The sequence below is a fragment of the Clostridium thermobutyricum genome, assembly GCF_000371465.1.
GTDB lineage: Bacteria > Bacillota > Clostridia > Clostridiales > Clostridiaceae > Clostridium > Clostridium thermobutyricum.
The window spans coordinates 19,053-41,066 of sequence record NZ_KB850956.1; the positions used below are offsets into that span (position 1 = coordinate 19,053).

Consider the following 22,014-nt stretch of genomic DNA (forward strand, 5'->3'; position numbering starts at 1 on the left):
ATATAAAAAATTAAGGATTAGTTAAGATTAAAATTTTAAAATATAATTAAAAAACTAAATATTTATAAGGAGTTTGAGCATGGAATGTAGATCGATAGAAAGTGAAACAAATGATATCTTAGGATTAACGGATAAACAGGTAGAAGATAGGATAAAAAGAGGCGAAATAAATACACTTCAAAAAGCTCCTTCAAAAACATTTGCTCAAATAATAAGATCTAATTTTTTTACAATGTTTAATGTTTTAAACTTAGTTTTAGCTGCAGCTGTAATTTTTGCAGGTTCTCCTAAAAATGCTATATTTGCAGGAGTAATTATAGTAAATAGTTTAATTGGAGTAATTCAGGAGCTTAAAGCTAAGGGAATTATAGAAAAATTATCAGTAATAAGTGAAGCACATTGTAATGTAGTGAGAAATGGAGAAAAGAAAACTATAGGCATTGAAGACATAGTTAAAGATGATATAGTATTTTTAACTACAGGTGATCAAATATTAGCAGATGGAGAGCTTATAGATAGTAATGAAATTGAAGTTGATGAATCTATGTTAACAGGTGAAGCTGATCCTGTTGATAAAAAGATAAATGATAATATGCTATCAGGAAGCTTTGTAGTTGCAGGTGAAGGGTATATGAGAGTTACTAAGGTTGGAGCAAATACATATTCATCTAAACTTGCAGATGAAGCTAGAAAATTTAAAATAACAAACTCTGAACTTCAAAATGCAACAAATAAAATTTTAAAAGTACTTTTATTTATGATAGTTCCAATAGGAATATTATTGGCAGTAAGTCAATTAGTATTTATAAAAACAAGTTTAGATAATGCAATATTAGGAACAGTTTCAGGAATAATAGGAATGGTTCCAGAAGGATTGGTTCTTTTAACAAGTGCTACATTTATTGTTGCTATAATAAAATTATCCAAATATGATACATTAGTTCAAGAACTTTCAGCAACAGAAGTTCTTGCGCGAGTAGATGTCTTATGTGTTGATAAAACAGGAACAATAACTGAAGGAAAATTAAAATTAGTTGGAGTTGAAAAACTTGCAAATGATTATGAAGAAAGTGAAATAGATACTATACTAGCAACTATTTCACATGAATTGCCAAGTAAGAATCCAACTCAACAAGCTATTTTGGATAGATATAAAGATAATCCTAATTTAAATATAATAGAGAAAATGCCATTTTCATCAAAAAGAAAATGGGGTGGTCTTATAATAGATAATAAGGGCACATTTATATTAGGAGCACCTGAGATTGTTATGGGTGAAAGATATTCAGAAATAGAAGAATTGGTTAATGAAGAAGCTATTAAAGGTAGAAGAGTATTAATTTTAGGTAAATCAGAACTAAAAACTGTTAAAGTAGAAAAATTATCTAAAGTTGAACCATTAGCTTTAATATTAATAGAGGACATAATAAGAGAAGAAGCCCCTGAAACATTAAAATACTTTAATGAAGAAGGTGTTGATGTAAAAGTAATTTCAGGAGATAATCCAGTAACTGTATCAGCAGTTGCAAAGAGAGCTGGAGTTTTTGGAGCAGAAAATTATATTGATGCAAGAGAACTTCCAGTAGATGAAGAAGGATTAAAAGAAGCTATGAAAAAATATACTGTTTTTGGTAGAGTAACACCTCATCAAAAGAAGGCTTTTGTCAAAGCTCTTCAAGCAGATGGGCATACAGTTGCAATGACAGGAGATGGAGTAAACGATGTACTAGCACTTAAAGAAGCAGATTGTGGAATAGCTATGGCAAATGGTTCAGATGCTACAAAGGCAGTTGCTCAATTAGTATTAATGAAATCAAATTTTAGTGCATTACCAAAAGTAGTAGCAGAAGGAAGACAACAAATAAATAACTTAGAAAGAGTAGCTCAGTTATTCTTATCAAAAACAACATATTCAATAATATTAGCAGTTGTATTTTCAATTTTAATGATGCCATTCCCAATAGATCCAATACAATTATCTTTAATAGGTAGTTGTGCTATAGGAATACCAGCATTATTCTTAGCTGTATTACCAAATACAAATAGAGTAAAAAAAGGTTTCTTAGGAAGAATATTAACAGCTAGTATACCAAATGGTATATTAATATCTATATTTGTTACAGCCACTTTCCTAATATCCTATAATCATGGAGTTGGAATTCAAAAAGCACAAACTTTAGCTGTATTAATGTTAGCTGGTGTTAGTATAGTAATATTATTTAAGGTTTCATTACCATTAACATCATTTAAAGTATTTTTAGGGCTTTTTATGAGTGCAATAATAGTATTAGCTTTCATAACACCTATAGGAAGAGAAGTATTTTCATTATCTCCTATAACAAAAAATGAGTGGTTATTGTCTGGGGCAACAGTACTTGCTTCAATACCAGTTTTAGCAGCTGTAGTAAGCCTTATAAGAACTAAGAGACATATAGAAAAATAATATATAAATAATAATGAAATAATTGACATGAGAGGCATTATATAATACTATTTAAAGTATAGATTATGCCCTCATAGTTTAATGGATAGAATAGTCCCCTCCTAAGGGATAGATACAAGTTCGATTCTTGTTGGGGGTGCCATAATTTTATAAGAAAAGCTTAACCTTTTGGTTAGGCTTTTTTTATTTGCAATAAAAATATTTATAAGATTAAATGAACTAATATAAAAAATATTTTCTAAAATATAGTTAATTTTGTATAAAAAGTATAATTAACATAATATTCCTAAAATGTACATATATTAAGGAAATGTTTGTTATATAATTACAATAATTTATACAATGGAGATGATTCATATGAAATATCTAGGGATTATATTAAATTTACCTATGTTTTTTTTATTCGTAATGCTTGGGATTGCTATGAGAAAAGGAGATTTTGATGAAAATTCAGCATTTGGATATAGAAGTAAAGATGCTAGAGTTTCAAAAGAAGCAGCTCAATATGCAAATAAGAAGTTTGGGTTATATTTAATTATAATATCAATAATTTCTTTGGTTATATCTATATTGGGATCATTTTTTTATAATTCTTCTTATAGTTCATTAGTAAATTTATTGACCACTTTTATTCCGGTAATTCTTTTGATTGTGGGTATTATAAATATGGAATATTCATTAAATTCTAAGTTTGGATTAGGGGAAAATAAGAGTAAATTATCAAGAAAATTTAGTTTAAAAGTGATAATAGCAATAGTAATAGTGATAATAGCAGTAGTAGTTGTAATAATGTCTATGAAAAATACTAATAAGTCATTTAAAGTAGAAGTTAATAATACAAATATAATAATAGATGGATGGGGCTCAGCAAAAATAAATTTAAGTGATATTAAAGAAGTTAAGTTATTGGAAAAGGCGCCAGAAGTAGAATGGAATGATGGTGGAGGGAATATTGGAAATAAAATATTTGGAGATGAACATTTGAATGAGTTAGGAAGCACAAACTGTTTTGTTGAAAATGATAATGAAGATGTGATTTATATAAAGACTGGTAATGAAAAATATTTAATAGGATTTAATAATGATAATAAAACAATTTCTTTATTTAATAAAATTAAAAAAGGAAATGATTAAGATATAAATAAAATTTTATAAAATTAAGAAAAACACCTTAAAGTAGGTGTTTTTTTATTGAAATATAATTAACATTAAAAATTATTTGTTTTGAAATTTTGAATGGAAAAAATGAATTTTTATAGTTACTAAAAAGTGCGTACTTGTTAAAAAAGGCAAATAGTTTTATAGTTGAATTAAATAATAATTATAATTAGTTAATACTATATAAAAATTAATATATAAGTTCAAAAATGAGAATTATAAATTTGTATAGAAAACACTAATTATCAAGAGGAGTTGTTAAAATGAGAAGAGAAGACATTAGAGATGCATTAAACTTCAGATATGCATGTAAAATTTTTGATGAAAGTAAAAAAATTAATGAAGCAGATTTTGATTTAATATTAGAAGCAGGAAGACTTGCTCCAAGTTCAATGGGAATAGAACCTTGGAAGTTTGTAGTTCTTCAAAATGAAAAATTAAGAGAAGAAATAGCAAATGTATCTTGGGGTGGAAAAAAACAAATACCATCAGCAAGCCATGTAGTACTTATTTTAAGCAGAAAAGCTGATGATTTAAAATATGATTCAGAATACATAAATGAACTATTAGTAAATACTAAAAAATTACCTGATGATGTTGTAGAAATTATGAAAAAGATAATGAAAGACATTGAAGATAGTAGATTTCAAAATAAAGATGATTTAATAGAACATTATTCAAAAGAGCAAGCTCATATAGCTATGGCTGATATGATGCAAACAGCAGCATTAATGAGAATTGATTCATGCCCAATTGGAGGATTTGATAAAGAATCAGTTGAAAAAATACTAATTGAAAACAATATTTTAGATCCAAAACATTTTGAATTAGCACTTATAACTGCATTTGGATATAGAGCAGAAGAACCTGCTCCAAAAACAAGAAGAGCTAAAGAACAAGTAATTGAATGGGTAAAATAATATAAGAAAAACCAGTCTAATTAAAATTAGACTGGTTTTTTATATTAATTGATCTAAATATCTTTTTAAAGAAGATATTGAAGGAACTGTTATAGTTCCACCAGAACAGTTTATTAAATTTAGAGATGATAATTCTTTAATTACTCTATTTATACTTCTTATATTAGATCCTACTCCTTCTACTATAAGTTTTTTTGTAATTTGAATACTTAAATTTTTATTTTCTATTTTTAATATAAAGTAAACTACTTTGTATTTTAGTGGAAGAGTAACGTTTTTCATTTCTCTTGACCAACTTTCATACATTCTATTTGCAAATAATTTATTTATTGAAAGGGACATATTAGGATATTTTTTTATTATTTTTAAGAAAATTGATTTAGGTATTTCTAATGTTGTACATTTAGTTAAGGGAAGAACAGTAGTAAGAGTATGATTGCCACTTAAAGCTTCAATTTCACCAAATATAGATATAGCTGCCTCTATATCTATTAAGTAGTTAATATTATATATGTCTGAATGGCAAAGCTTAACTATACCATCTAATAATATATAAACATTATCAAGTCTATTACCCTGTGTTAAAATAGGATTATCTATATTAAAATCTCTATAATTAAAATGAGATTTTAATTCTTTTGGTAAAGAATTTATAATATTTAATATGTCTATATTTTCCATGGAATTACCTTCTTTTCTTTATAATACATACAAATTATCAAATAATGGTTTTATATGTCAATCTTTTTCAGAAATATTGAAATTTAAAATATTATTAAAAAAAATTAGGACAAATGTCCTTGAAAACAATTTCCTTAAAAAAGATAATCAGATTATAAGGGAAATTACTAAAAATTATATGATGCTTTAATAATGGGGAATTTTAAATATGATTAATTAACAAAAGTAAAAATTTGAAAGAGGTGTAATTTTATGATGAGTCAGGTGGAAACCAAAAAAGGCTTCTGGGGTTCATTAAGTAATTTTCAAAAAGGATTTTTTATAATATTTATACTAGCAAGTATATTTTCGTTTATTAGTCCAGTATTATTAGGTTCTAAAATGAGTGATTTATTTACTCCGCTTGCAATAATAGGATTGATATGCTCTGTAACAGGAGTTTTAACTTCAATATATCAAGCTAGAGGAGAAATTATAGTTTATTTATTTTTAATAATAAATACATTAACTTATGCTTGGGTTTCATATAAAGGAGCTTTATATGGACAAGTAATCCAAAATATAATTTTATTATTACCAATTCAAATAGCTGGGCTTATTTCTTGGAAGAAAAGTATGAATAAGTCTACAGATAATAAGATTGAAATTAAAAAATTTAATTTTATACAGTGGGTAATAACTATAATATCACTGTTAATTTTTTGGTTTATATACTATGAGTTCTTAAGTCATTTGCCACAAATTTTACATGCTATATTTGGAGGAAAAATGATTGCGCCAGATCCAAGTCCAAAATTAGATTCATTAACTACAGTATTAACAGTAATGGCAATGTTCTTAACATCAAGAAGATTTATAGAGCAATGGTGGTTCTGGATATTCTGTAATATAGGTGCGGTATTATTTATAGAAGGATTATTTAAAACAAAAGTGTTTACAGGATCTGTTTTAGTTAGTGATTTATCAGGAGCTTTAAACTGGATTCAATATGGAGTAGGAGCTATATATGGATTCTACTTATGGAAGAAGATGTACAATGAAAGAAAAAGAACACATTCTATTTAACAGTGTAAAATCATATTAAAATAGATATGTTCTATAAAATAAAAACTCTACAATAGGTTTCTGTTGTAGAGTTTTTTATTTTAAATTGAATAATATAGCCAATAAAAGGAGAAAATTATGAAAAAGGAGGATAATGAAATGAGAAAAATTAAAAATAAATTGGCTATATTAATTTTGAGTAGTTTTATTATTATTTTAGTTGGATGCTCAAATGAATCAAATAAAAATATACAAAGTACTTCAAATGAATCAAATCTGATAGGAGCTGAACAAGCAAAGGAAATAATGGCTGATAAAGTTCCAAATGGAAAGCTTGTTGAATTTGGATATAACAATAAAGGTAGCTTAAAAATATTTGAAGGAAAGATAATTAAAAATGGTAAAGAATATGATATAAATGTAGACTCTAAAACTGGTGAAATAATAAATTATGATGAAGAGAGAATAGATAAAACAGAAGCTATATATAATGGAAATATAATAACTGAGGATGTAGCAAAAAATATTATACTAAAAAGAGCAGGAAAAGGGGCTCTAGAGAGCTTTAAGTATGATGGATATGATAGTATACCAATATATGAAGGTAAGGTTGTAAGCGATAATAAAGAAACAGAAATAATGTTAGATGCAAGAGATGGTAAGATAATAGGAATTGAAATTGGAAATATACATAAATAATTTCAAAAGGAAAAATAGAAAATTTTTAAAATTAAACCTTAAAGAGTTTTATTAGAATTAAAATTCTTTAAGGTTTTCTTTTTATAGAAGTTCTATAAAGAAAACTAAAAGATTAGAATATATAAAACATTTTAATTAGATGAAGGGGCGAGTAATATGTTTAAGAAATTTATAATATCACAATTATCTAAAATAAAAGTAGCTAGTAAAGAGAAAGAAAAAATAATTTTTAAAGTTAGTTCATTAAAATTAATTCCAGCCGAATATAAAGAATATGAGAGATTTTTATTCCAAGCATTAGAAAAATTAAAGGGGATAAAAGATGTAAAAGTAGATATGGAGAATGGAAAAATAGTTGTTATTTATGATTCTGCGATTGTTAAAGAGGAAAAAGTATTGAAATGGGCAGAAATAGTGAAAAAAGTTGGAATAAATAATTATGATTTAATTGAGAAATATGGAGAGAAAAATTTAGATTTTGTAGTTAAAACTATAGAAAAGCAATTAGATGATGAATTGAAGAATATATAAAGCATAGCCAATTTTAGAAAAAATAAAATTTCAAAATAGAGTGAGAGCGATAATTCATAATATGACAAAAATAATAAAAAAATATAGTTGAATTTTAAAAGTTAAAAAAATAACAATAAAAAATCGACATGCTATAAAGTAAGTTATATCAAGGGGTTAAGTGAAATTTTAATAAGAGGAAATTAACGATATTGTTAAATAAATAACAATAGTGAAAAAATAGGTTAAAATTTTAACAAAGATAACTTTAAAACTAAAGTCATCTTTGTATAAAAAATTCATAGTATATGATATAATGGAAAAAATATATAATTGAGAAAATTTAGGAGAGTGATTATTTTTGGACTCTAGTTATACGGGGCAGATTGTTTTATTAATTGTACTTTTAATATTATCAGGATTTTTTTCAATGTCAGAAACAGCTCTTATGGCCTTAAGCAAAATAAGAATAAGGCATTTAGTTGAAGAAGGCGTTAAAGGAGCTAAATTAGTTGAAAAGCTTACTGAAAATCCTAATAAATTATTAGGTGGAATACTTATAGGAAATAATATTGTAAATATAGGAGCTTCTTCTATTGCAACTTCATTGGCAGTTAGAATATTTGGAGCAGATAGTGATATGGCTATTGCAATTTCTACTGGGGTTATGACAGTTTTGGTACTTATATTTGGGGAAATAACTCCTAAATCAATAGCAAAACAAAAGTCAGAGCAAGTTGCACTTAAGGTTTCTAAACCAATACAATTTTGCGTAGGAGTATTTAAGCCATTTGTAATAATATTTACTACAATATCATCTATATTTATAAAAATATTAGGTGCAGATCCTAAAGCAACAGAGCCTTTTATTACAGAAGAAGAGTTAAAAACTATGGTTGGTGTTAGTGAAGAAGAAGGAGTATTAGAAGATGTTGAAAAAGAAATGATTTTTAATGTCTTTGATTTTGCTGATTCACAAGTTAAAGATGTAATGATACAAAGAGTTGATGTTACAGCTATAGATATAAATGATGATTATAAAGAAATTTTAAGAGTCATAAAGGAAGAGCAATTTTCAAGAATTCCAGTTTATGATGATAGTATAGATAACATAATAGGTGTTTTAAATGTAAAAGACCTTATAATAGCTGGTGAAAGAAAAGGTGAGTTTAAAGTTAAAGATTATATGAGAGAAGCCTTTTTTACTTTTGAATTTAAGAAAATTACCGAATTATTTAATGAAATGAAAAAGACTAGAAATCATTTAGCCATAGTTTTAGATGAATATGGTGGAACAGTTGGAATAGTAACTATTGAAGATTTAATAGAAGAAATAGTTGGAGATATAGAAGATGAGTATGATCAAGAACGAGATATGATAGAAGTCATTAAAGAAGATGAATATATTGTAGATGGAAGTTCTAGATTAGATGATGTAAGTGAACTTATTGGAGTTAATATGGAATCAGAAGAGTTCGATTCTGTAGGTGGACTTATAATAGGAGCTCTTGGTAGGATTCCAGAAGATAAAGAAGAAGTAATAATAGATAGAATAAAGTTTATAGTAGAAGAAGTAGATAAAAATAGGATTAAAAAAGTTAGAATATATACTTAGGATTGGGGATAGCAATTTTTGCTGTCCCAATTTTTTTGAGAGGATGATGTTAATGAAGTTTTTAGATTTAGCTATATTAGAAGCAAAAAAAGCTTTAGAAGAAGGAGAAGTTCCAGTTGGAGCTGTAATTGTAAAAGATGGAGAAGTTATTTCAAAAGCACATAATATGAAAGAAACTTTAAAAAATCCTCTTGCTCATAGTGAAATCATTGCAATAAATGAGGCTTGCAAAAAGAATGGAGATTGGAGATTAAATGGATATGAAATGTATGTTACTTTAGAGCCTTGTTCAATGTGTGCTAGTGCAATAATTCAAAGTAGGATTTCAAAATTATATATAGGTACTTTTAATATAGATATGGGGGCTTGTGGAACTGTTATAGATATAACTAATAATAAATATTTAAATTCAAATTTAGAGGTTGAATGGAGGTATAATTTAGAATGTAGTGAACTAATAAAAAGATTTTTTGAAGCGAAAAGAAAAGTAAAAAAGAGTAAATAAAAGTAAAAAAGAGTAAATAAAATACAGAAAAAGTAATTTATTTTCTAAAAAATTACAAAAAAATAGCTCCTAAAATATTAAAATACACAAAAAATTCATAAAATTAACTATATTAATAAAACTTAGAATCGCAAAAATAGTTTAATTTAACAATTAAGGTAAGATAACTCTTTTAAATAGATAGTAGACAAAAACAATTTAAACTGAAATAAAATTAAAATAAAAACTAAAAATGTATTAATTACATTAAAATAGAATAAATTGTTGAAAATTGGATAAAAACAATTTAAAAATTAGGAGAAATATATATTATTAGAATTTTAAGGAAAAGGATTAAGCCGTTGTTAAGTATTTAATAAAGGATAAATAAAGGGTTAAATTTACCTGTAAATTATTGAAAGTTTAACCTTAAACAAGTATATTTAGCTTGTCGAAACATTATTAGTTTATTTTGAAAATAATTAAATTCTGTTAGGTTTGATATATTAAAATATACTAATTTCTAAAGAGGTTATGTATGTAACTTAACAGAATTATAATTATCTATTTAGGAGGGATAATTATGAAACAGTTAAAGATTGCTTGTACAGCTGTATCAAAAGACTTCTTCAAAACAGAAAGACCAACAGTATGCGTTGAAGATACTGATTTTACAGATGTAGCTGCGATAGTAGTAACAGCTTCTGAAAAAGAAGTAATTAAAAAGGCTTATGCAACTAAATTAGGAATTCCAGTATTCGTTAAATTAGAAGCTGGTGAAAGTCTTGATAGTGAATTAGTACCTATGGTATATCACGTTATTGATGATAACAAATTTGATGAAACTCTATATAACAGAAAAATTGAAGCAGCAGCTAATGAATATGAAGAAAGAGTATTACCACCTTTCTTTGGTAGTTTAAAAAAATATGTTGAAAAAGGAAATATACAATTTGATTGTCCAGGTCACCAAGGTGGACAATACTTCCGTAAACATCCAGCAGGAAGAATGTTATATGAATTCTACGGAGAAAATGTATTTAGATCAGATATATGTAATGCAGACGTTGCATTAGGAGATTTATTAATCCATGAAGGACCAGCAGTTGCAGCAGAAGAACATGCAGCTAAAGTTTATAATGCAGATAAAACATATTTTGTTATGAACGGAACTTCTTCATCAAACCAAGTAGCTATTAAAGCAGCTGTAGCACCTGGGGATTTAATATTATTTGATAGAAATAACCATAAATCAAACTATATTGGAGCATTAGTTCAAGCTGGTGGTATTCCAGTTTATTTAGAAACTGCTAGAAACCCATTTGGTTTCATTGGTGGTATTGATGCACACTGTTTTGATGAAGAGTATATTAGAGCTGAAATAGCTAAAATAGATCCAAAAAGAGCTAAAGAAGAAAGACCTTTCAGATTAGCTATTATCCAATTAGGAACTTATGATGGAACAATTTACAATGCTAGACAAGTTGTAGATAAAATAGGACATCTTTGTGATTACATCTTATTTGACTCAGCTTGGGTTGGATATGAACAATTCATACCAATGATGAGAGATTGTTCTCCATTATTATTAGAATTAAATGAAAATGATCCTGGTATCCTTGTAACTCAATCAGTTCACAAACAACAAGCAGGATTCTCACAAACATCACAAATTCACAAAAAAGATAGTCATATAAAAGGTCAAAAAAGATATATTGACCATAAACATTTTAATAATGCATTTATGGCTCAAGCTACAACAAGCCCATTTTATCCTTTATTTGCAGCATTAGATGTAAATGCTAAAATGCAAGAAGGTGAAGCTGGAAGACAATTATGGCATGATTGTGTAACTTTAGGAATAGAAGCTAGAAAAATGGTACTTGCTAACTGTGAAATGTTTAAACCATTTATACCAACTGAAATTAACGGAAAGAAATGGGAAGAATATCCAACTGAAGAAATTGCAAATAATATTGAATTCTTCAAATTCCACCCAGGACAAAAATGGCATTCATTTGAAGGATATGGTGAAAATCAATACTTCGTTGATCCTAACAAGTTCATGTTAACTACACCAGGTATAAATGTTGAAACTGGAGAATATGAAAGTTTTGGTATACCAGCAAACATACTTGCTAACTACTTAAGAGAAAATGGAATAATACCAGAAAAGAATGACCTTAACTCAATATTATTCTTAATGACTCCAGCAGAAACTATGACTAAAATGCAAAATTTAGTATCTCATTTAGTTAGATTTGAACAATTAGTTAAAGAAGATGCACCATTAAGTCAAGTTATACCAACACTTTATGCTAAAAACGAAGAACGTTACAGAGGATATACTATAAGACAATTATGTCAAGAAATGCATGATTTCTACAGAGAATCAAATGCTAAAGAATATCAAAAACAAATATTCAGAAATGCTTCATTCCCAGAAAGAGTAATGAATCCATATGATGCAAACGTAGAATACTTAAGAAACAACTGTAAATTAGTTGCTTTAGAAAAAATTGTTGGAGAAGTAGCACTAGAAGGAGCTCTTCCATATCCACCAGGAGTATTCTGTGTTGTTCCAGGAGAAAGATGGACAGAAACAGTTCAAAAATATTTCTTAATACTTGAAGAAGGAATAAATAAATTCCCTGGATTTGCGCCAGAAATTCAAGGTGTATATTTAGAAGAACAAGCAGACGGAAAAGTTAAAGCTTTCGGATATGTATTAGATAAATAATTCTAATTTTTAAATCAGAGAATCTAGACACTGAATATTAAGTGTTTAGATTCTTTTATATTAAGTAATATCAATAATATTAGATAATTAATGCTGAATTCACAATTATATTAAATAAGCTATATAATAATTTTAAAATTATTATATAGCTTATTTTTTTATTTATAAAAATTAAAAAAAAATATATAATATATAATAAATATGAATAAAAGGTTATAATTATTAAAAAAGATAAGTGGGAGGATAAATATGAATAATCCAGTAGCTTTTGAAATTTTTGGATTTAAAGTTATGTGGTATGGAGTTTTAATTGGAATAGGTATAATATTAGCTTTTATATTAGCTTATTTTAATGCAAAGAAAAAAGGATTAAACTTCGACACATTAATAGATGTATTTTTAATTGCTTTTCCTTGTGCCATTATAGGAGCAAGGGTTTATTACGTAATATTTGAATGGGATTATTATAGAGGAGACATAGGAAAAATACTAGATATAAGACAAGGTGGGCTTGCTATACATGGAGGACTTATAGGAGCATTTTTAGTAGCTTTTATATATACAAGAATAAAGAAAATTAAATTTTTAGCATATGCGGATTTAGTTGCACCATCTATAATTTTAGCTCAGGCTATAGGAAGATGGGGAAATTTTATGAATAGTGAAGCTCATGGAGATGTAGTTACTAAAGAGTTTATATCTCATTTCCCTAAGTTTATACAAGATGGTATGTATATAGGAGGTCAATATTATCATCCAACCTTCTTATATGAATCTTTATGGGACATATCAATGTGTTTAGTCCTTATATTCATACTTTATAAAGTTAAAAAAGGGTATGAAGGAGTATGTATATGTAGCTATATGATATTATATTCTTTAGGTAGATTTTTTATAGAGGGACTAAGAACAGATAGTTTAATGCTTTTAGGACTAAGAGTAGCACAACTAGTTTCTTTAGCAGGAATAATTGTTGGATTAATAGGGATATTAAGTATTTATGTAAAAAATAAAAGAGTAAAATTATCATAATTAAAATAAGAACTTGAATATATAAATTCAGGTTCTTTTTATATAAAAAAATTGGATCAATAAGGAAATTAAATTTTATATTGGTATTTTATATGAATAAAATTATAACAAATATATGTAAAATAAGCATTTAAATAGAAAAGTAAATGATTACAACACATAATGTTAAAAAAGTTAATAAAATAATAATTATTATATATGCTTGTCCTCTTGTATTATAAGAAAGATAGTATTAAGAATGACAATTAAGGGGAGGCAATAAATGAACTTTTTTAAATCATTTTCTAAATTTCATAAGATTTATTTTGTAGTATTCCTAGTGTTAAATATTGTACTTTTCTTTGTTCCAGCAATTCAATCTGGTTCATTAGATTCAATTTTAACTTTAACAGGAATAATAGGATTAGTAGCAACAATTGCAGGGCTTTTTGCAGCCATATATACTGCTAGAGCAAGTGTAGTATGTTATATATGGGGATTATTAAATACATCATCATATGCATTTGTAGCATATCACAGTCATGTATATGGGCAAGTGATTTTATATGTATTTTTCCAAATCCCAATGCAATTTGTAGGTTTTTATTTATGGAATAAAAGCTTAAAGAGCGGAAATACTGGTGAAATAGAAGTTAAAAGAATGACTGGGAAGAATTGGGCTGTATTAGCAATATTCTTCATAGTAGTATGGATTTTATATGGAATATTCTTAAAATACTTACCAAATATATTCCAATGTTTATTCCACACACACATTGATTCAGATAAACAATATATAGTAGATGCATTAACTTCAACATTAATGATTTGTGCTGTTATAATGGCGACTAAGAGATATGTTGAACAATGGTATTTCTGGATAGCGTCAGATGGAGTTGGGATAATATTATTTATACTTTCCTTAATAAGTACAAAACATTTTTCATTAAATTCATTATCAGGAGCAATAATGTGGACTCAATTCACTTTAAATGCTGTTTATGGATTTATTAACTGGAAGAGATTAAATAAAAATAAATAATAATATTTAGGATAGAAATTTTAAATTTCTATCCTTTTTTTATTGAAAGATATTTTATATTTACTGTTGTTCTAATTTTAATTTTTTTGCCATCATTAAAATTAAATTTAATGTAGAATAATAAGTACAAGCTTAATTATGATTTAATTTTTATATATCATATAATTTTATAAATTACTTTTTAAAAAGTGATTTATATTGTTTTTAAAATTAGATTAAAATTGATTTAGATTGAGAAATAAAAATTATTATTAGTAAAATTTTATAGTATAAAAATATGCGGAAGAATATAAAATAGGAGAAAGTTAAGATGAATAGTACAAATAAAAGAAAAATAATAATATCTATTATTATATTATTAATTGTTGTAATAATAGGAATATCTACTTTTATATATTTTAAAGGGCAAAGTAAATATCAATACATTAATAGCAAAGGTGATAAATTTACTAGTAATGAAATATCAGAGATAACTATAAATAATTCAAGAATAGAGATTTTAAAAAATCAGTTAAAAAACGAAGAAGAGAAAAATTTAGGTACTATTACTAACGAGGGAGCTAAAGATTTACAAGCTTCTATTCCAAGTATATCTGGTGATAGTGCAAAAAATATATTAGCTTTACAATATCAGCTTTTACAAAATCTCCAACAAGATGTAAGCGCAAATTAGTTTTAGAGAAAAAAGTTTCATTTATTTAATGAGGCTTTTTTTATTTAACAATATTATTTGGTAAATTTATATAATGCATAATAGTATTGAACTATATAGCTATTTATGATAGAATGAAACAGAATTAAAAAATGCGTTTTAATATTTATATTAAAGCAATCAATTTTTATAGCATTATGGAGAGATGTCCGAGTGGTCGAAGGAGCACGCCTGGAACGCGTGTATAGGGGAAACTCTATCGTGGGTTCAAATCCCACTCTCTCCGCCAGAACCGTGCTAGATGGGGAGTTAGCGGTGCCCTGTAACCTGCAATCCGCTATAGCAGGATCGAAGTCCTCAGGGAGGCCTTAACTTGTTTGGTCTGCCCTATGCAAGTGGTGTTGATGGCTGGGTCCCACGCAATGGAAGCCCATGAACCTTGTCAGGTCCGGAAGGAAGCAGCAATAAGTGGTGTCTTTCCGTGTGCCGTGGATAAATCTGGCCTGAGCTAACTACATAGGTAACGCTTATAAGTTATTGTCGAAGTGAGGTGCACGGTTTTTTAATGAAAAAAATTAAACGTACATAAATATAAATTTTTGGACGCGTTTTAATAAAATCAAAGTAGGTTACTCTTCAATAGGATTAACATATAAAAACAATAGGACAAGAAAAAGAGGGATTATTGCCACACAATAAGATCCCTCTTTTTCTTGCCCAAAAATATATATAGATATTAAATATTATTTTTAGAATTAGTTTTTATATTATAGTTTATTAATGCTGTTTGATCTTCTTCTGGAAAATCAAATTGAATTTTCCATTCACCTTTAAATGTATAATTGACTTTATTTTCAATTAAAATTCCTTCATCCATAGTTATTCCTTTAGGATTAATAATTTTATAGTTTAAATTTTCTACGTTACTTTTATCTTCAATTCTTGATGATAAATGAATATATTTATCAAGGTATCCACAGTTAAAAGTTATAGTATTATCGGATTGAGTTTTTAATTCAGCTGCTATAGTGGAAGTATCATAAAATTCTCTAATTATTAGAATTCCTGAGCCAAATATAATTAATGCTAATAAAGGAATTATTAGAAACTTAAATTTTTTATTATTTATCATTTTAAAACTACTCCTTTAATAATTAAATAGAATTTTTTTAAATTAATATGATAGCATTTAAAACTTTAATTTTTTGCTGTTTTTTGTAGTATAAATATAAGTTTCCTTCGACATTTTTTTCATATAAAAAAAGATAATCTAATTAAATATTAGATTATCTTTAAAATAAATAGACTATCTTCTTTTTAAATCCACAAATTCAAAAATTAATCCACTGTTTTCATCTGCTAATTCACCTGAATTGTGGATAGTTTCCCATTTAGAATAATCAATCTGTGGAAAAAATGTATCTGCTTCAAAATCTTTTTTTACATTAGTTAAATAAAGTTTACTGCAATATGGATTAAGGAGATTATAAACTTCTCCTCCTCCTATAACAAATACTTCTTCTTCTGAATCTTTAAAATTAGATATAGCTTCTTCTAAAGAATGTATAACAGTTACTTTATCAGAATCTACTTTAAAATTTTTATCTCTAGTTAAAATATAATGATGTCTATTTGGTAAAATTCCAGGAAGAGATTCAAAAGTTTTTCTCCCCATAATAAGGCTATGGCCTGAAGTTATAGATTTAAATCTTTTTAAATCTTCAGAGATATGCCATAAAAGCTTATTATCTTTTCCAATAGCATCATTAGATGCCTTAGCTACTATAATTGATAGCATTAAACAGATACCTCCATTTTTATAGATGGATGATGTTCATATCCTTCAAGCTTAATATCATCAATAGTGAAATCATAAAAATCTTTTATTTCAGGATTTATCCAAAGTTTTGGAGCTTCAAAAGCATCATCTTTTCTAGTTAATTGAAGTTTCATTCCTTCAACTTGGTTTTCATAAATATGAGCATTATTTATTACATGAGTAAATAAACCAGGTTTAAGTCCTGTAACTTGTGCAATTAAATGTACAAGAACTGCATATTGAGTAGTATTAAATGGTACTCCAAGTGGAATATCTCCTGAACGCTGAACTAACATACAATTTAATTTACCATCTGTTACATCCCACATTGTTAAGAAGCAACAAGGGTGTAGTGCACCAGTATCTAAATATGGAATTTGCCATAAGTTTATCATCATTCTTCTATCCTGTGGATTTGTTTTTAATGCATGGATTAATTTATCAAGTTGGTCAAATTTTTTAACTACCCAACCATAAGATGTTCCTATTGTTCCATCTTCCATCATCCATTCATTCCATATATTTACGTTTTGCTCTTGTAATTTTTTTACGCTGTTTGATTGATCTTTATATATCCAAAGAAGTTCTTTAACAGCTGTTTTAAATGCAACAAATTTAGTTGTAAGAATAGGGAATTCTTTTTCTAAATTAAATTGCATAATTTGGTGAGGTAATTTATAAGTTGCTACACCGGTTCTATTTTGGTCATAATATCCGTTTTCTAATATGTTTTCAACAATATTTAGATATTGTTTATCATAAAGACTCATAATATGACACCCCTTTCTAAATTATCATCTAATTTTAACATAATATGACCTTAAAGAAAAAAATAAAATTTAAAATATAAAAATATATAAAAATAAAGACGTATCCTAAAAATTTTTAAGATACGTCTTTATTTATATAAAAAGTACGTGTAATAAAGTAAGAATAATGAAACTTACTCCTAAATATTTATGTGTTTTAAAACCTTTATTAAATATTCTAAGAATACCTGATATAAAAAGTATTAATAATACTATGGCAGCTAATGAGCCCAAAATATATCCTAAATTCCACTTAAATCCCAAATGTATAAATATATATACATGAATAGAAATAACTGCAAATCCAATAGCTGATAGAGGAATGTGCAATTTTTGAACTATTTTTGATATATATATTAAAAATTTTTTTAATTCATTTGTTAGAAAACTTGAAATAAAATCTTTTGAGGTTTTAGAAAGTCTAAACTTTGTTTTATCAATTAAGTTCCAAATAAAATTAAATGTTTTAGGATTTATATATTTTAATATTAATCTAATACACCAAAGACTTATTACTATAAGAAATAATATCTCACAAAATGTACCAAGATTTGAACTAAAATGTTTTAAAAATCTATAACTAAAATTTGATAGATAATTTTTACTAAATGAAAAAGCAATGAATATAAAAGCTATAATTGGAAGTATTAAACCAATTAGAAAAGTATTTAAATTTTGCTTTTGAAATTTTGATAATTTTTTCATAGAAATCCCTTCTTCTGAGTTGATGATTTAATTATATATTTCAACAGATGATTAAAAAAAATAATTTACTTAATATTTTCATAAAAATAAATTAAGAAATTAATGTATATATTAGTTTTTTCATAAAGTAGTATAGTTTATAAAAGCTTGTATACACTATAAAAATATAAATTTAAGGTTAACATATAAAAACTATGATAATAATTATAAAGAAGAGTAAATATTAAATTATATAATTTTTATATTAATATCTTGAAAGTTTAATTGGTTTATAAGAATACTCTTAAAATAAAAGTAGAACATGAATTCTCATGTATAGTATAATTAAGTTATATAATTTACTTAAAAAGGTGGTGCAGATATTTTGGCATATACTGCTTTATATAGAGAATGGAGACCAAAGACATTTGAGGATGTCATAGGACAAGAACATATAACAACAACACTTAAAAATCAAATATTAAATGATAGAATTGCACATGCATATCTTTTCTGTGGAACTAGAGGAACAGGTAAAACTTCTACGGCTAAAGTTTTTGCAAAAGCTTTAAATTGTCTTAATTTAAATGAAGGTGAACCTTGCAACGAATGTGAAAATTGTAAAAGAATAAATGAAGGGTTACTTATGGATGTTACTGAACTTGATGCAGCTTCAAACAATGGAGTTGATAAGATTCGTGATATTATTGATGATGCAAAATATCCTCCACAAGAAGCAAGATTTAAAATTTATATTATGGATGAGGTTCATATGCTTTCTACTGGAGCTGTAAATGCATTTTTAAAAACATTAGAAGAACCTCCACAAAACGTAATATTTATTCTAGCAACTACAGACCCTCAAAAATTACCTATAACTATACTTTCTAGATGTCAAAAATTTGACTTTAGAAGAATAAGTAATGATGAAATTGTTAGTAGGCTTAGAAAGATAGTTGAAGCAAAAGGAGTTTTTGCAGAAGATAAAAGCTTACAACTTATATCAAGAGTATCAGATGGTGCAATGAGAGATTCGCTTAGTATATTAGATCAGGCAATAGCTATGGGAGATGGAAATGTAAATTATAGCGAACTTGTAGCAATGTTAGGGCTTGTAACTAATGAATATTTATTTCAAATAGTATCAGCTTGTATAGAAAGAGATATAGAAAAAACAATGCAAATAATTGATAAGATTGTTTTTGCAGGAAAAGATGTATACTTATTTATAAAAGATTTAATAGCACATTATAGAAATCTTCTTATGGTTAAAGTTACAAATAATCCAGATGAAGTTTTAGATATGTCTCTTGAAAATATTCAACTTTTAAAAGAACAGGCAGAGAGAATAAGAGTTGAAGAAATTATGAGATGCATAAGAATTTTTCAAGAGTGTGAAAGTGATGCAAAAGCTACTAAACAAGCTAGGCTTTATTTAGAATTATCAGTTATAAAGGTTTGTAAAATACAATATGATACTTCTAATGAAGTAATATTAGCAAGAATAAATAAATTAGAAAGTACATTAAAATCTGGAAAAATACAAGTTTCTAAAGTAGAAGCTGAAACTGCTGTAACTTCTATGCAAAAGAAAGTTCAAAATGTAGTTAAAGAAGCTCCTAAAAGACCAATTGATAATACTCCAGTAGATGAAAATAGTACTTTAACTGTTAATGATGTTCGAAAAGCTTGGAAAGATATATTAGAAACATTTAGAAATAGAAGACTTATGGTTATATATGCTTCTATAACAACAGGTAAAATTACTGCTTGTTCAGGTGGAGTAATAACTATAAATTATGATAATCAATATTCATTTAATAAGGATAGACTTGAAAAACCAGAAAATAATAAGCTTGTAAATGAAGTATTTACTGAAATTCTTCGTTCAAGAGTTAGAGTACAATTTACTGTTGATGAAGGAGAGGAAAAAGTGAAATCAACAGAAGAGGTATTAACAGATGTAATTGGCTCAGATTTTTTAGAAATTATAGATGAATAGTAGCAAAAATAAATGATAATCATAGTATAGAATAAGCAGAGCTTGTAGGTGAATGTACAGATTTGCTTAAATATAGAAAAGTTTAAATAAATACTATATAATAAGAATATATTTTGTTATAAGAAGGAGGAATTATATATGGCAAAAGGTGGATTCCCAGGTGGAATGGGTAACATGGGTAACTTAATGAAGCAAGCTCAACAAATGCAAAAAAGAATGGAGCAAATGCAAAGAGAAATGGAAGAAAAGGAATTCGAATCATCAGTAGGTGGTGGTGCTGTTACTGTTAAAGCTAATGGTAAAAAAGAAATCCTAGCTATAAACATAAAACCTGAAGTTGTTGACGAAGACGATGTAGAAATGTTAGAAGACTTAGTACTAAGTGCTGTAAATGAAGTATTAAGAAAAGCAGATGAAGAAACTGCAAATCAAATGGGGAAAGTAACTGGTGGAATGAACATACCAGGATTATTCTAATAAATTTAAAGCAGATAAGAGGTTTTACTTCTTATCTGCTTTTTGTTGTATATAAATTATACTTTAAGAGGTGAAATTAAAATGGATTTTAAGATAAAAAAATTTAATGAGCTTGATATAAATGAACTATATGAAATTTGTAAAGCCCGTTATGAAGTTTTCGCTTGTGAACAAAAGATATTTCAAGAAAATGACTTTGATGATATTGATAAAAATGTTTTTCATATATTTTTAGAAGAAAATAATAGAGTAATTGCTTATGCTAGACTAATAAAAAGTGGAATAAAAGGCAATTATGCTTCGATAGGAAGAGTGTTAGTAATAAAAGAATATAGAAGAAAAGGGATAGCAACTGAACTTATGAAAAAATGTGTGGAGTTTTTAAAAGAGCATTGTAATGAAGAAAAAATAAAAATTTCAGCTCAGCTTTATGCTAAAAAGCTTTATGAATATGTTGGATTTAAAATAATTTCAGATGTTTATGATGAAGTTGGAATTCCTCATGTTGAAATGAAATATATAGGAAGTAAAGGAGAAAAATAAATGAATTTAAATGCTATACACCATATTGCAATAATAGTTTCAGATTATGAAAAATCAAAAGATTTTTATGTAAATAAATTAGGATTTTCTATAATAAGAGAAAATTATAGAGAGAGTAGAGATGACTATAAATTAGATTTAAAATTAGGTGATGTTGAATTAGAAATATTCGGTATAAAAAATAGTCCAAAGAGAGTTTCAAGACCAGAAGCATGTGGATTAAGACATTTAGCCTTTAAAGTAGAAAATATAGAAGAAGTTATAAAAGAATTAAATTCTAAAGGTATAGAAACAGAGGAAGTTAGGATTGATGAATTTACTAATAAAAAAATGACTTTCTTTAGAGACCCTGATGATTTGCCATTAGAATTACATGAATAGTTAAAATAGGGGATTTTATAAGAGAAAATAAGTGTAATAAGATATATTGTTAAAAAGGGTGGTACCGCGAAAATTTTTGCCCCTTGAGTATTATTATACTCAAGGGGGTTATTTTTAGGAGGGAATTAGTAATGAAAAGAAATAGAATAAGGTTAATAGCATAAATAAATAAGATAATAACTTAAAATTTTTTTAATAAAGAAAGATATCATTTTTTATTACATAATATGGTAAAATTAGTTGTGAGAATTTTTAAGAGGGTGAGAATTATGAATATTTATGGGAAAATAATTGTTTTTA

At 26.4% G+C, this 22,014-nt stretch carries 21 protein-coding genes, 2 tRNA genes and 1 other RNA gene; 19 read left to right on the forward strand and 5 right to left on the reverse strand.

Going from position 1 to position 22,014, the window contains the following annotated elements; translation table 11 throughout:
- Positions 1–79 precede the first annotated feature (79 nt).
- From HMPREF1092_RS00115 to HMPREF1092_RS00130, 4 genes are all read left to right on the forward strand, one after another.
- Complete coding sequence (locus HMPREF1092_RS00115; RefSeq protein ID WP_002596541.1) at positions 80–2,443, forward strand: cation-translocating P-type ATPase; 2,364 nt, start codon at positions 80–82, stop codon at positions 2,441–2,443.
- A gap of 67 nt (positions 2,444–2,510) precedes the next feature.
- Positions 2,511–2,585, forward strand: a tRNA-Arg gene (locus HMPREF1092_RS00120).
- 215 nt (positions 2,586–2,800) lie between these two features.
- Positions 2,801–3,577 (forward strand): PH domain-containing protein, encoded by a 777-nt coding sequence (locus HMPREF1092_RS00125; protein ID WP_002596542.1) that lies wholly within the window; start codon positions 2,801–2,803, stop codon positions 3,575–3,577.
- Positions 3,578–3,864: 287 nt separating this feature from the next.
- Positions 3,865–4,521 (forward strand): NAD(P)H-dependent oxidoreductase, encoded by a 657-nt coding sequence (locus tag HMPREF1092_RS00130; RefSeq protein WP_002596543.1) that lies wholly within the window; start codon positions 3,865–3,867, stop codon positions 4,519–4,521.
- 39 nt (positions 4,522–4,560) lie between these two features.
- Here the strand turns inward: HMPREF1092_RS00130 and HMPREF1092_RS00135 are convergent, their stop codons facing one another.
- A complete protein-coding gene (locus tag HMPREF1092_RS00135) occupies positions 4,561–5,202 on the reverse strand; it encodes a Crp/Fnr family transcriptional regulator (protein ID WP_002596544.1) in 642 nt (213 codons plus the stop codon).
- A 252-nt stretch (positions 5,203–5,454) separates the two neighbouring features.
- Here HMPREF1092_RS00135 and pnuC (HMPREF1092_RS00140) point away from each other — a divergent pair, with 252 nt between their 5' ends.
- The 11 genes from pnuC (HMPREF1092_RS00140) (at position 5,455) to ffs (ending at position 15,557) form a co-directional block, all read left to right on the forward strand.
- Positions 5,455–6,267 (forward strand): nicotinamide riboside transporter PnuC, encoded by an 813-nt coding sequence (gene pnuC, locus HMPREF1092_RS00140; RefSeq protein ID WP_002596545.1) that lies wholly within the window; start codon positions 5,455–5,457, stop codon positions 6,265–6,267.
- Between the two features lie 138 nt (positions 6,268–6,405).
- The gene (locus tag HMPREF1092_RS00145) at positions 6,406–6,945 is read left to right on the forward strand and encodes a PepSY domain-containing protein (RefSeq protein WP_186003701.1); all 540 of its coding nucleotides are present in this window, start codon (positions 6,406–6,408) and stop codon (positions 6,943–6,945) included.
- Between the two features lie 156 nt (positions 6,946–7,101).
- Positions 7,102–7,476 (forward strand): heavy-metal-associated domain-containing protein, encoded by a 375-nt coding sequence (locus HMPREF1092_RS00150; protein WP_002596547.1) that lies wholly within the window; start codon positions 7,102–7,104, stop codon positions 7,474–7,476.
- Positions 7,477–7,816: 340 nt separating this feature from the next.
- The gene (locus HMPREF1092_RS00155) at positions 7,817–9,070 is read left to right on the forward strand and encodes an HlyC/CorC family transporter (RefSeq protein ID WP_002596548.1); all 1,254 of its coding nucleotides are present in this window, start codon (positions 7,817–7,819) and stop codon (positions 9,068–9,070) included.
- Positions 9,071–9,122: 52 nt separating this feature from the next.
- Positions 9,123–9,575 carry a nucleoside deaminase gene (locus HMPREF1092_RS00160; protein ID WP_002596549.1) on the forward strand — a complete coding sequence of 151 codons (453 nt, stop codon included), beginning with the start codon at positions 9,123–9,125 and terminating at the stop codon, positions 9,573–9,575.
- 562 nt (positions 9,576–10,137) lie between these two features.
- A complete protein-coding gene (locus HMPREF1092_RS00165; RefSeq protein WP_002596550.1) occupies positions 10,138–12,294 on the forward strand; it encodes an ornithine decarboxylase in 2,157 nt (718 codons plus the stop codon).
- Between the two features lie 249 nt (positions 12,295–12,543).
- Complete coding sequence (gene lgt, locus HMPREF1092_RS00170) at positions 12,544–13,326, forward strand: prolipoprotein diacylglyceryl transferase (RefSeq protein ID WP_002596551.1); 783 nt, start codon at positions 12,544–12,546, stop codon at positions 13,324–13,326.
- A gap of 262 nt (positions 13,327–13,588) precedes the next feature.
- A complete protein-coding gene (gene pnuC, locus HMPREF1092_RS00175) occupies positions 13,589–14,347 on the forward strand; it encodes a nicotinamide riboside transporter PnuC (RefSeq protein ID WP_002596552.1) in 759 nt (252 codons plus the stop codon).
- A 310-nt stretch (positions 14,348–14,657) separates the two neighbouring features.
- A complete protein-coding gene (locus HMPREF1092_RS00180; protein ID WP_002596553.1) occupies positions 14,658–15,020 on the forward strand; it encodes a hypothetical protein in 363 nt (120 codons plus the stop codon).
- Between the two features lie 178 nt (positions 15,021–15,198).
- A tRNA-Ser gene (locus HMPREF1092_RS00185) sits at positions 15,199–15,288 on the forward strand.
- 3 nt (positions 15,289–15,291) lie between these two features.
- Positions 15,292–15,557, forward strand: an RNA gene (ffs, locus tag HMPREF1092_RS16705) — signal recognition particle sRNA large type.
- A gap of 178 nt (positions 15,558–15,735) precedes the next feature.
- Here the strand turns inward: ffs and HMPREF1092_RS00190 are convergent.
- The 4 genes from HMPREF1092_RS00190 to HMPREF1092_RS00205 form a co-directional block, all read right to left on the reverse strand.
- Positions 15,736–16,131: a hypothetical protein gene (locus HMPREF1092_RS00190; protein WP_002596554.1), complete on the reverse strand. Its 396-nt coding sequence runs from the start codon at positions 16,129–16,131 to the stop codon at positions 15,736–15,738.
- 174 nt (positions 16,132–16,305) lie between these two features.
- A complete protein-coding gene (locus tag HMPREF1092_RS00195; protein WP_002596555.1) occupies positions 16,306–16,797 on the reverse strand; it encodes a dihydrofolate reductase in 492 nt (163 codons plus the stop codon).
- A complete protein-coding gene (locus HMPREF1092_RS00200) occupies positions 16,797–17,588 on the reverse strand; it encodes a thymidylate synthase (RefSeq protein ID WP_002596556.1) in 792 nt (263 codons plus the stop codon). The genes HMPREF1092_RS00195 and HMPREF1092_RS00200 overlap by 1 nt, the downstream gene beginning before the upstream one ends.
- A 132-nt stretch (positions 17,589–17,720) precedes the next feature.
- Positions 17,721–18,332: a hypothetical protein gene (locus tag HMPREF1092_RS00205; RefSeq protein WP_002596557.1), complete on the reverse strand. Its 612-nt coding sequence runs from the start codon at positions 18,330–18,332 to the stop codon at positions 17,721–17,723.
- Between the two features lie 364 nt (positions 18,333–18,696).
- Between HMPREF1092_RS00205 and dnaX the strand changes: the two genes are divergently transcribed.
- The 4 genes from dnaX (at position 18,697) to gloA2 (ending at position 21,714) form a co-directional block, all read left to right on the forward strand.
- Entirely contained in the window at positions 18,697–20,313 is a 1,617-nt protein-coding gene (dnaX, locus tag HMPREF1092_RS00210; protein WP_002596558.1) for a DNA polymerase III subunit gamma/tau, read from the forward strand.
- Between the two features lie 138 nt (positions 20,314–20,451).
- Entirely contained in the window at positions 20,452–20,790 is a 339-nt protein-coding gene (locus HMPREF1092_RS00215) for a YbaB/EbfC family nucleoid-associated protein (RefSeq protein ID WP_002596559.1), read from the forward strand.
- Between the two features lie 81 nt (positions 20,791–20,871).
- A complete protein-coding gene (locus HMPREF1092_RS00220) occupies positions 20,872–21,333 on the forward strand; it encodes a GNAT family N-acetyltransferase (protein WP_002596560.1) in 462 nt (153 codons plus the stop codon).
- On the forward strand, positions 21,334–21,714 hold the full coding sequence (gloA2, locus tag HMPREF1092_RS00225) for an SMU1112c/YaeR family gloxylase I-like metalloprotein (RefSeq protein WP_002596561.1): 381 nt from the start codon (positions 21,334–21,336) through the stop codon (positions 21,712–21,714). It begins immediately after the preceding gene.
- Positions 21,715–22,014 lie beyond the last annotated feature (300 nt).

What these genes read in the sequence shown, in the direction of transcription:
- HMPREF1092_RS00220 (WP_002596560.1), top strand. Translation starts at nt 20,872, where the DNA reads ATGGATTTTAAGATAAAAAAATTTAATGAGCTTGATATAAATGAACTA.
- HMPREF1092_RS00205 (WP_002596557.1), bottom strand. Translation starts at nt 18,332, where the DNA reads ATGAAAAAATTATCAAAATTTCAAAAGCAAAATTTAAATACTTTTCTA.
- gloA2 (WP_002596561.1), top strand. Translation starts at nt 21,334, where the DNA reads ATGAATTTAAATGCTATACACCATATTGCAATAATAGTTTCAGATTAT.
- HMPREF1092_RS00190 (WP_002596554.1), bottom strand. Translation starts at nt 16,131, where the DNA reads ATGATAAATAATAAAAAATTTAAGTTTCTAATAATTCCTTTATTAGCA.
- HMPREF1092_RS00160 (WP_002596549.1), top strand. Translation starts at nt 9,123, where the DNA reads ATGAAGTTTTTAGATTTAGCTATATTAGAAGCAAAAAAAGCTTTAGAA.
- HMPREF1092_RS00180 (WP_002596553.1), top strand. Translation starts at nt 14,658, where the DNA reads ATGAATAGTACAAATAAAAGAAAAATAATAATATCTATTATTATATTA.
- HMPREF1092_RS00150 (WP_002596547.1), top strand. Translation starts at nt 7,102, where the DNA reads ATGTTTAAGAAATTTATAATATCACAATTATCTAAAATAAAAGTAGCT.
- HMPREF1092_RS00115 (WP_002596541.1), top strand. Translation starts at nt 80, where the DNA reads ATGGAATGTAGATCGATAGAAAGTGAAACAAATGATATCTTAGGATTA.
- HMPREF1092_RS00145 (WP_186003701.1), top strand. Translation starts at nt 6,406, where the DNA reads ATGAGAAAAATTAAAAATAAATTGGCTATATTAATTTTGAGTAGTTTT.
- HMPREF1092_RS00125 (WP_002596542.1), top strand. Translation starts at nt 2,801, where the DNA reads ATGAAATATCTAGGGATTATATTAAATTTACCTATGTTTTTTTTATTC.
- pnuC (WP_002596552.1), top strand. Translation starts at nt 13,589, where the DNA reads ATGAACTTTTTTAAATCATTTTCTAAATTTCATAAGATTTATTTTGTA.
- HMPREF1092_RS00135 (WP_002596544.1), bottom strand. Translation starts at nt 5,202, where the DNA reads ATGGAAAATATAGACATATTAAATATTATAAATTCTTTACCAAAAGAA.
- lgt (WP_002596551.1), top strand. Translation starts at nt 12,544, where the DNA reads ATGAATAATCCAGTAGCTTTTGAAATTTTTGGATTTAAAGTTATGTGG.
- HMPREF1092_RS00165 (WP_002596550.1), top strand. Translation starts at nt 10,138, where the DNA reads ATGAAACAGTTAAAGATTGCTTGTACAGCTGTATCAAAAGACTTCTTC.
- HMPREF1092_RS00215 (WP_002596559.1), top strand. Translation starts at nt 20,452, where the DNA reads ATGGCAAAAGGTGGATTCCCAGGTGGAATGGGTAACATGGGTAACTTA.
- HMPREF1092_RS00130 (WP_002596543.1), top strand. Translation starts at nt 3,865, where the DNA reads ATGAGAAGAGAAGACATTAGAGATGCATTAAACTTCAGATATGCATGT.
- HMPREF1092_RS00195 (WP_002596555.1), bottom strand. Translation starts at nt 16,797, where the DNA reads ATGCTATCAATTATAGTAGCTAAGGCATCTAATGATGCTATTGGAAAA.
- pnuC (WP_002596545.1), top strand. Translation starts at nt 5,455, where the DNA reads ATGATGAGTCAGGTGGAAACCAAAAAAGGCTTCTGGGGTTCATTAAGT.
- HMPREF1092_RS00200 (WP_002596556.1), bottom strand. Translation starts at nt 17,588, where the DNA reads ATGAGTCTTTATGATAAACAATATCTAAATATTGTTGAAAACATATTA.